Origin of the sequence: Paenibacillus kyungheensis (assembly GCF_028606985.1) — a bacterium.
Lineage (GTDB): Bacteria > Bacillota > Bacilli > Paenibacillales > Paenibacillaceae > Saccharibacillus > Saccharibacillus kyungheensis.
Window position 1 is genome coordinate 2,557,860 of the sequence record NZ_CP117416.1, and the last position, 10,954, is coordinate 2,568,813.

General features: G+C 43.2%; 5 protein-coding genes. All 5 read left to right on the forward strand.

What is annotated here, in order from left to right:
- Nucleotides 1-13: 13 nt before the first annotated feature.
- The 5 genes from PQ456_RS11060 to PQ456_RS11080 are packed head-to-tail and all read left to right on the forward strand — an operon-like array spanning nucleotide 14 to nucleotide 10,954.
- Nucleotides 14-3,124 (forward strand): cyclic peptide export ABC transporter, encoded by a 3,111-nt coding sequence (locus tag PQ456_RS11060; protein WP_273616182.1) that lies wholly within the window; start codon nucleotides 14-16, stop codon nucleotides 3,122-3,124.
- A 26-nt stretch (nucleotides 3,125-3,150) separates the two neighbouring features.
- Nucleotides 3,151-3,396, forward strand: a complete 246-nt coding sequence (locus PQ456_RS11065; protein WP_273616183.1) for an acyl carrier protein — start codon at nucleotides 3,151-3,153, stop codon at nucleotides 3,394-3,396.
- A 49-nt stretch (nucleotides 3,397-3,445) separates the two neighbouring features.
- Nucleotides 3,446-4,513, forward strand: coding sequence for an HAD-IIIC family phosphatase (locus tag PQ456_RS11070; protein WP_273616184.1), 1,068 nt, complete (start codon nucleotides 3,446-3,448; stop codon nucleotides 4,511-4,513).
- Nucleotides 4,514-4,524: 11 nt separating this feature from the next.
- A complete protein-coding gene (gene fabD / locus PQ456_RS11075; RefSeq protein WP_273616185.1) occupies nucleotides 4,525-5,784 on the forward strand; it encodes an ACP S-malonyltransferase in 1,260 nt (419 codons plus the stop codon).
- A gap of 52 nt (nucleotides 5,785-5,836) precedes the next feature.
- Entirely contained in the window at nucleotides 5,837-10,954 is a 5,118-nt protein-coding gene (locus tag PQ456_RS11080; protein WP_273616186.1) for an SDR family NAD(P)-dependent oxidoreductase, read from the forward strand.

Below are 10,954 nucleotides of genomic sequence, written 5' to 3' on the forward strand. Positions count from 1 at the left end.
AGGGGACTGTCTGATGACTTTTAAACAGAAGTATGTTCTGTATGCTACGGCAATCATGCTGATGTTGAGCAGTCTGTTTACTCCCTATACGAGTGCAGCTGTTGAGCCGTTATCGTCGGATCAAAAAAAAACAATTAATCAGTATATTGACGAAATACAGGCCGATGCTAAAATTCCCGGTCTGGCCGTTGTTGCTGTACAAGGCGACAAATTAATGTTCGAACAATATTCAGGTGTTAGCGATATCGAGCAAAAGAGTGCTGTCACATCCAAAACTGTATTTGAGCTGGGTTCCAATTCAAAAGCCTTTACTGGTCTAGCTGTTCTACAATTGGAGAAACAGGGCTTAATTAAGCTTGAAGATCCGATAAGTAAATATTTTCCTTGGTTCTACTTAATATATAAGGGGAAGAAGATTGTACCCACAGTCGGGCAGTTGTTGCACCATACGTCGGCTATCTCACCGGATACGATTGGTAACATACCTGTATCGAATGCGGACGATGCACTTGAGCAGACCGTGCGAATGCTTGTCGGAAAAGAAGTCCAAGATTATAAGGGACTGAAACCTGGCGAATATTTTATGTATGCGACAATCAACTACGATATTCTCGGTCTACTGATTCAGCAAGTTAGTGGTATGTCTTATGAAGATTACTTGCTACAACACATTGTTCGACCTTTAGGTCTTAATAGCACGTTTTTATACCATGAAGATGCTGTACAGCATGGGCTTGCTACTGGTTATAAATTCGGCTTTTTGCGTCCACATGCTTATGACGCTCCAAGATATCGTGGAAACACACCGGCAGGTTATGTGAACTCTACTCCTGCAGATATCGCCAGATGGATGCAAATTCAACTTCGGGTAATTCAACCTGCTGAATTTGACTCTACTTTGATCGAACAATCGCACGAGAAAGATTTGACCGTGGCTCCAGATGGGAACGGTTCATCTTATGCCGCAGGTTGGTCAATTTACCAATCGGGCAGTGGCGAAATCGCGCATGGTGGGAACAATCCAAACTTCTCATCCTATATTATAATGCGCAATGACGGTCAGCTTGGTGTAGCAGTAATGGCTAATATGAATTCCGATTATACCGAATCTATAGCCCGTGGCGTTATGGCAATGATACGCGGACAGACTCCTATTCAGCCGACGTCTGACACTTACGAAAAATTGGATAAAATCGCTTCGGTGGCACTCGTTATTTTCGATGTAGCTCTGCTTGGACTTTTATATATTCTTGGCATTGGCATTGTACAAATTGGAAAAAGAAAGCGGCGTTGGGCAGGGATACGAGGATGGAAAATTGCGAAGTTCATAACTTCGTTATTTTTTTTAGCTTTGTATTTAAGTGGCTTGTATTACTTACCGATGATTTCATTTGAAAAACTTCCATGGAATGCGCTCAACGTATGGGCTCCATATACGTTAATACCGACTGTTATCGTCGCAGCTGCATTCGGAGTAGTTTACACCGTGTATCATCTATTGATGCAGTTGTTCCCTTTACAAAAGGAAAAAAACTATTTGTCTCTTCTTATGCTTGGCATAGTTAGCGGCTTCGGCAATGCGTTCATTATTTTTGTTGTCAATCAGACGTTCGGCAGAACCGATAACCTGACCAACGGGTTTTTGTTTTACTTTGCACTTGGCATTCTGATGTATGTTTATGGACAGCGCTATATCAGCACGAAACTGGTCACACTAACAAATAATTATGTGTATGACAAACGAACAGAGCTAATTGGCTTAATTTTGAAGACTCCGTATGAGAAGCTTGAGCGAATGAAAGACGGGCGTCTACATGCTGTATTGAACAACGATACAGAAACAGTAAGCCGTTCTATAAACACCGTTGTATCAGGCATGGTTTCTTTCATCACGTTAATTTGTTGCTTTGTTTATCTAGCAGTGCTTAATGTATATGCCTTTTTGCTTTCCTTGTTAGTGATCATTGCAGTGGTGGGGCTGTACTATTTGCTAGGAAGCAAAGCAGAAAAGTTCTGGGAAGAAACGCGCGAAATCCAAACCGAATTTTTCCGCTTAATTAATGATATGCTACGAGGTTTCAAGGAACTTCGACTTAATCGTGTGAGAAACAGTGCTTTCAAAAACCATTTGAACGAAAGCTTGGACACGTATCGGATCAAGCGGACAGAAGGCGATGTACGAATGGCAAACGTTAATGTCGCGGGGGAATTGTTATTTACTGTTGTGATCGGAGCTGTCGCATTCTTGTTCCCGCTCATTTTCCCAAGCTTAGTTACAAGTACGGTTCAGATTTACGTATTTGTTTTTCTGTATATGACTGGGCCGGTCAATGTCATTCTGAATGCTTATCCAATGTTCTTACAAATTCGGATTTCTTGGAAACGTATTCAAGAGTTGTCATCCGAAATAGAACAACTTCAAAGCGAAGATACCTCTGCAAAAGTTCAGTTTGTTTCCGATGAAAATATTGAACTTACTATTCGAAATGTGCGTTATAGCTATGGAGAAAGCGAAGATAGCTCCTTTATGGTTGGGCCATTCGATTTTAGCTGTCGTTCGGGAACGATTACGTTTATAACAGGAGGAAACGGCAGTGGCAAGACAACGCTAGCTAAGCTAATGACCGGTTTGTACGAGCCGATTGACGGTACTATTACAGTAAATGGAAAGGTTATCGCTTCCGAACAACTGGGAGACTTTTACTCGGCTGTATTCAGTGATTATTATTTGTTTGAACGGTTATACGGAATCGATTGCTCGGGCAATCAAGAGCGAATCTCTTCGTTGCTCGGCTGGTTGCAGCTAGAGAATATAGTCACGGTGCAAGATGGACGCTTCTCAACCATATCACTATCAACGGGTCAGAAGAAACGGTTAGCTTTACTTGTCGCTTTCCTCGAAGACAAGCCCATTTATTTGTTCGATGAGTGGGCGGCTGATCAGGATCCCGAGTTCCGTCGCCGTTTTTATTATGAAATTTTGCCTGAGTTAAAAGCAGAAGGAAAGTGCATTATTGCTATCACACATGATGATAGATATTTCCATGTTGCTGATACGCTTATTCATCTTGAACGAGATAAATTGATGCAATATCGGGATCAAGAAGCTACGATTCGAGTCTAATTCTTATATAACGAGGAGAGATTACAGTGGAAGAACAAAAAGCCCAAATAAAGCAATACGTTTCAAGATTTTTCCGTAAGCATGAGCTACAGGATGACGAGAACATGTTCGAACTAGGCATTGTGAACTCTTTATTTGCGATGCAGTTGGTCACCTATGTAGAAAGTATGATCGGCATAACGCTGGAACCTCATGAGCTTGACATGAATAACTTTCATAGCATTAATGCCATTATGAAGCTTATTGAGTCTAAGAACACACTTACAGAATAGCGCTTTTTATTCTATCTAGGATCTGAAAAAGTGGAAGGAGGTTACTCGGATGGAACCTTCAAATGCGAAGAAACCTGTACGCCGACGGAATAGCAAAATCAAATGTTTAGTATGGGACTTGGACAATACGCTTTGGGAAGGTGTACTGCTAGAAGATATCCAAGTCAAAGTAAAAGAAGGAGTTGTAAAGATCATTCAGGAGTTAGATCGACGAGGTATTCTACAGTCGATTGCGAGTAAAAACGATTATTCGGTAGCTATCGCCAAACTGGACGAATTTGGTCTGAGCGAATATTTTCTTGTTCCTCAAATAAACTGGAACTCCAAATCATCATCTATTCAGCTAATTCAGCAATCTTTGAACATCGGTCTCGACACTTTTGCATTTATCGATGACCAGCCGTTTGAACGTGAAGAAGTCGCTTATATGCTATCTGATGTCCTATGTCTTGATGCTGATCAATTGGAACAATTATTGAATTTGCCAGAACTGATGCCGGATTATGTGACAGAGGACTCTCGCCAGCGAAGAATGATGTATCAGAGCGATTTCCAGAGAAAACAGGCAGAGGAGCAATTTCAGGGTCCACAAGAGGAGTTCCTTGCCACACTCGGTATGGTGATAAGAATTTCACCTGCTCACAGCGAAGATTTGCACCGGGCAGAAGAACTGACGCTTCGTACAAATCAATTGAATACAACAGGATATACATACTCGCTAGAGCAACTCGAAACATTATCACGATCTGACCGTCACAAACTGCTTGTCGCAAGTCTGGAAGACAAATATGGCACTTATGGCACCATTGGACTGTCTTTGGTTGAGCTTGGAGAAGAAGCATGGAGACTTAAGCTATTGCTTATGTCCTGTCGGGTGATGTCACGTGGTGTCGGTTCTATTATGCTACAACATTTGCTACTTTCAGCTAAGCAAGCAGGCTCTCGTTTTCAGGCTGAGTTTGTGTCTAATGATAGGAACCGAATGATGTATATCACGTTAAAATTTGCCGGATTTTATGAAGTTTCTTCTATGGATGAGACGGGCGTACTGCTTGAGAATGATCTTTCGCAGGTTGGCGGATTTCCAAAATATATAGATGTGCAAGTGATGGATTAGGAGGGATACTTTTGGATAAAATCGCATTTATTTTCCCAGGGCAGGGCTCGCAATATATCGGCATGGGAAAAGAATTATTTAACGATTTTGACATAGCCAAAGAGACGTTCGCTGAAGCAAATGAAGTACTTGGATTTGATCTACAAAAAATTTGCTTTGAAGGAAGCTTACAAAAATTAAATCAAACGGAAAACATGCTACCTGCCATATTGACTGTTAGCGTTGCGGCGTTTCGTGTCTATATGAAGGAAATCGGATATAAGCCTACTTTTTTGGCAGGTCATAGTCTGGGCGAGTATTCAGCTTTGACTTGTAGTGGGGCTATTGCCTTCGCTGATGCTATAAAGCTAGTACATAAGCGCAGCTTGTTAGCCACACAGGTTAAAGGTGGACTCATGTCTGTTATTAACGGTGTGAGTCTAGAGGAAGTACTGGACATTTGCCAAAAACAAAACGCTTCAGGTGAAATTCTTGCTCTGGCTTGCCAAAACAGTATCGACCAGTTTGTTCTCTCTGGAAAGGAAGAAGCAGTTGTTCATGCAGAGGATCAGATTATTCTTCTAAATGGTCAAGCGACTCCGATTCTGATGGCTCCACCTTTTCACAGTCCATTAATGAAGGAAGTATTACCGCAATTGCAGGAAGAATTAGGGACGCTGACATTCGATACGTTTCAGTTTCCAGTCGTTGCTAATGCAACCGCTCTTCCTTATAAAGGAACAGATCAAATCATAGATCATCTGAGTCTCCAATTGACAAGCACTGTACGCTGGTTCGATACTATTGCTTTCTTCCAAGCTAATGATATCGATTTGACGATTGAAATGGGACCGAAGGCTATACTGTCCGATTTGATTGGTTCGAGGACAGGACTGACAGCGCTATCCTTCGGACAGAAGGAAGATCGTTCAGCTATTAAAGAACGTTTGCAAATAGTTAGCAATCGCTATGTTCCAACGATTATTACTCGAAGCTTAGCAATTGCCGTGGCCACTCGCAATCGTAATACCGACAATGAACAGTACCGACTCGGAGTTGAAGTACCCTATGAACAATTGGAGCAATTGCAACTTGAGTTAGAGGAGAAAGGCATGGAACCAACGGAAGCCCAGATGAGGCAGGCATTGACGTGGCTGAGTCAGATTATGCGCACGAAAGGCACGACAAAAGAAGAACAGCTTCGACGCTTCCAACAAATTTTGTTAGAAACGGGTACAGAAGAGCAGTTAAGCGATTTTCCGTTCTGTCATGGTGTTTCAATCCATGTATGATGACATTTAGTTGACTTGTAATTTTAATTTTTATATTTAGTGGAGGAAACCTATGCTAAATGTTCCAGGCCTTACCCTTCAAGATGTTGACTATGATGAAGTGATCGAGGAAATAGCCGAGATTTCGTCACGAGATATTGCGATCATCGGTCTCGCGTTGGATTTCCCACAGGCACGAACTGCAGATGATTTCTGGGAAAATATTAGAACAGGCAAGGACTGTATTCGCGGTATTCCACAGCGTAGACGTAATGATGTGGATCGTTATATTTGGTCTCAAGGAATGCCTCTGGACGATCATCTGTATTCACAACTCGGATTTTTGGACGAAATTGATACGTTTGATCATCGTTTCTTTAATCTTTCTCCTGTAGAAGCTGCCATGATGGATCCCAGCCAGCGTTTGTTTTTGCAGTGTGCTTGGCGAGCACTCGAAGACGCAGGATATGCGGGAGATAAGGCGAAAGGCAAGGCAGTCGGTGTATATTTGGGGCAAAATGTAAATCTGGTCGAAAATTATTACCAGTATATTCGCGATGTGGAGCCAGAGTCGATGGGTGCAGCTTTGCCAGGCAATTTGGCCGCAATGGCCGCAAGCCGAATCTCTTATTTTCTTGATTTTTCGGGACCGAGCATTGTAGTCAACACAGCCTGTTCCTCCTCACTAGTCGCCGTTCACATTGCTTCGCAGGCACTTCGAGAGGGAGATTGTGAAATTGCACTGGTTGGTGGCGTTAGCATCAATCTGTTGTCACTTGAAACAGAGCAAAAAATTGCAAAAGCGTCTTCTGGCAAATCCTACACATTTGATGATAGAGCAGACGGGACTAGCGATGGAGAAGGCGTTGCAGCTGTCTTGCTTAAGCCGCTAAAGCAAGCAATGGCCGATGGCGATTCCATTTACGCTGTAATCAAAGGGAGCGCGGTCAATCAAGATGGTAGTACAAACGGCATTACAGCCCCGAGCGCTCGAGCGCAGGCTAATGTTATTGAAAAGGCTTGGAAGGCAAGCGGTATTAATCCGGAGACAGTGGGTTATATCGAAGCACACGGTACAGCAACAGAGCTGGGGGATCCTATCGAAATTGAAGGTGTCACCCAAGCCTTCCGCCGTTATACGAGCAAAAAACAATTTTGCGGAATCGGATCACTTAAACCGAATATCGGTCATCTGGATGCTGCGGCAGGTGTTGCTAGCTTAATTAAAGCAGTACTGGCACTCAAACATAAAGAATTGCCTCCATCGATTCATTTTGATCGGCCTAACCGTAACATTCGATTCCAGAAATCTCCTGTATATGTACAAGATACGCTGGAGACGTGGGAAGCTCCACACGGCCCGCGTAGATGTGGTGTCAGTGCATTTGGTCTGAGCGGTACTAACGCTCACATTGTTCTAGAAGAGGCACCTCGTATGAACAGGCAGGCTGTTACAGAACGCTTGCGTTTGTTTACGATTTCAGCAAGAAGCCCGGCTGCTATGGTCTCTTTGACCCGTGAATATCAGAAGTGGTTTGCTACGGCAGAACATGAGGATTTCGCAGCCATCTGTTATACAGCAAGTACAGGACGCGGCCATTTTCGCTATCGTTTGGCAGTTCTTGCTACAAATGCTGAGCAATTGCTTGAAAAGCTGAATATTTTAACGAAAAATGGAATAGATGCAGACATTGACGGAGTTTTTTATGGAGAGCATTCGATCGTTCCAACCAGCAAAATGGTTCGAGATAAAGGAGATTTGACAGAAGCAGAGGCGGAAGCATACAAGGCACAAGCTCTTGCTACTATAGAACATCCTAAAGAGGCTGTGTTGGAACAGCTCGGACAGCTGTATATTCAAGGAGCAGAAGTTGATTGGGAAATGCTCTATGAACCAGCAGCCAAACGTCGAATCCCATTGCCGCATTATCCATTTGAACGTATTCGTTGCTGGCTAGAGTTGCCTGAACCTTCAGGAGTGGACGGAATGTTTTTCACGATGAAATGGGAAGAACGACCGTCTGAACAACAAGCATCTATTCGGTGGAAAGGACGGATTCTTCTTTTTAAGGGACAAGGTATCTTATCCGACGAATGGCAGGCCTCTCTTGAAGAGGCAGGAGCATCACTCATTACGATTGAATACGGTGATGCATTTCGTCGAACCCGTCCGAATCATTTTACCGTGTCTTCGACAGAGGAAGATTATGAACAACTGATGCAAGCACTTCAAGACGAGCAAATTACGAATGTATTACATTTTTGGTCACTCAACGAAAGTATAAAGGATTCGTCCTTTGAAGATAAAACGCGCAAAAGCGTCAACAGTCTTTTTTATCTTATTAAAGCCATGAATAAAACACATGCGGCAAATTCTATAGAGTTCATTCTGGCTGCTCCTACTGTGTGGCAGGTAACGGAACAGGAAAATAGGTTGGAGCCGGAGTATGCACCTTTGTTTGGACTTGCGAAAGCGGTCTCAGCCGAGTATCCGCATTGGAATTGTCGTTGTCTGGATGTAGACGACTCCTTAACGGGTAGACAGTTAAATTCAGAGTTGATGGATCCTCATCCGCCATATATGATAGCCTATCGCAATGGACGTCGATATTCTCAATATTTGATAGGAGATTCTCCGCATGCCATAGAGACTATGAAGTTGCCGATTCGTTCGTATGGTGTGTACGTTATTAGCGGTGGTACCGGAGGAATAGGTATTGAAATGGCGAAATGGCTAGTGTCTCAAGAGAGAGTTTCGATCGCTTTGGTTTATCGTACGCCGATACCTGAGCGAAGTGAGTGGGAACAGCTGTTGAAGCGAAGAATTTCGGAGAAAGAATGTCGGAAGATTGAAGCTATTCTGGATCTGGAAGCTTCCGGAGCAAATGTACAGCTCTATGAGATTGATGTTGGTGACAAACAAGCAGTAGTACAGATGCTCTGCGATCTGCGACAGCGTTTTGGTAAAGTAAACGGAATCATACATGGTGCCGGTGTGCCAGGAGAAGGCATGCTTTGGTCGAAATCTCAAGCTGAGTTCGATGCAGTACTTCGACCAAAGCTTCAAGGTACCTATAATCTAGATGAAGCGTCGAGCGATGACGGGCTCGATTTTTTTGTGCTATTCTCCGCTATTACCTCGTTGACAGGAGGTTTCGGACAAGGAGATTATGCGGCTGCGAATGCTTATTTGGATGCGTTTGCTGCCAAGCGTGCTAGACGAGGTGGCAGAACACTCACCATCAACTGGGCAGTATGGAAGGAAACAGGGATGGCAGTCGATTATGGTATAGCAGACCGAGAACATATTTTTCAAGCTCTGCGAACGGAACAGGCTATCGAAGCTTTTCAGAGAGCACTTACAAGCTCATTTGTACAAGTTGCAATTGGTCGAATCAATCGTACAGAAGCAGTAAAAGTATTACCGTTGCTCGATCAGCCAAGATTTCCGATTCAACTTCATGCGGAGTTGATGGCTGAATTGGAACAAGGGATAGAAAAGAAGGGGACAGGGCAGAATGCAGTCCATGTAGTCCATCCTGAATTTGTTCCATCAGTGGTACTTACCGGACGTGCCGACAACACATACAGTGATTGGGAGCAGGCGATAGGAGCCATTTGGCTGAAAGTGCTCGGGGTAAAGCGAATAAACATTTATGATACATTTTACGAGTTGGGCGGAGATTCAATTTTTGCAACTAGAGTTGTGAATCATATTCATGAAGATCTGGGAATCGAGATAAGTATAGCCGAATTTTTGCAACACTTGACGATCGACGGTTTGGCTGTGTATTTAATGCATAAAGAGCAGAGAGATGAAAAGTGCAATTCTACTGACCATTCTATTTCGCTTGCTTCACCAGCTTCGTTCTATCCCGTTTCTTCTGCACAAAGACGTTTATATTTTCTACATGAGTTGCGTCCTGACCAACAAGCTTACAATGTAACGGTTGTGCTACAGATTGAAGGGGAATTAGAACGGGAGCGTTTCGAACAAGCGTGGCAGACGATCGTAGATAGACATGAGACGCTTCGTACGTATTTTGAACTTCATGATGGGGAGCCTGTACAAAAAATAGCTGACAACCTAATCGCTCCAATACGTTATATGGAAGCAGATGAACCGCAAATAACGGAGCTTATTCAGGCTGGCATAAGCTCATTCGACTTAAAACAGGCTCCGCTGTTGCGGATTTTACTACTTGCTCTTTCATCGACCCGGCATGTGCTGGTAATAGACTTGCATCATATTATTGCGGATGGATTCTCGATAGGAATTCTGGCAGAGGAATTCATGACATTATACAAAGGGCAAACACTGCCTGCTTTGTCGATACAGTTTAAAGATTATGCAGTCTGGCACAATGAGCGAATGAACAGCAATCAGATGTTACGTCACGAGCAGTTCTGGCTCTCTCTGTTTGCTGACAACGTGCCAAAATTGGACCTGATAACAGACAATACGCGTCCATCGCTACAAAGCTTTGCAGGTGACAAACATATCTTTGCAGCGAATGTAGATATGCTGGAGCAACTACAGCATTTTGCTACCAAGTATGAGACAACAATGTTTATGTTGCTATTAGCCGCCTTCAACATACTTCTTGCAAAACTAGCAGAACAAGATGATATCGTTGTAGGCTCGCCAGTTGCAGGAAGAACCGTTCGGGATACCGAACCGCTGATTGGAATGTTCGCTAATACCGTTGTCTTCAGAAATCGACCGATGGATCAGTTGACATTTGCAGAATTTCTCAGTCAGGTCAAGGAAAATACGTTGGCTGTATACGATCATCAAGAATATCCATTTGAACGTTTGATCAGTCAACTTGGATTAGGCAGTGAACTAAGCCGTAATCCTCTGTTTGACGTTATGTTTGTGATGCATAACGAACATAAAACAGAGCAGGAAAATTTGCCGCTCCGCCTTGCATCATATCCTATTCCTCACCGTATCGCGAAGGTAGATATAACCTTGGAAGCGACCGTTCTAGAGGATAAACTACTACTGGTATTTGAATATTGTACTGATTTGTATCGTTCAGCGACGATTAAGCATTGGAGCAATGGCTTGCTCTATATTTTACAAGAGGTTGTGAAAAAGCCCGATGTACGTATCTGCGATCTTATATGGTCAACTCAAAAAAGGGTCACTAATGTGCTACCTGAAGAAATAGAATTTAACTTTTAA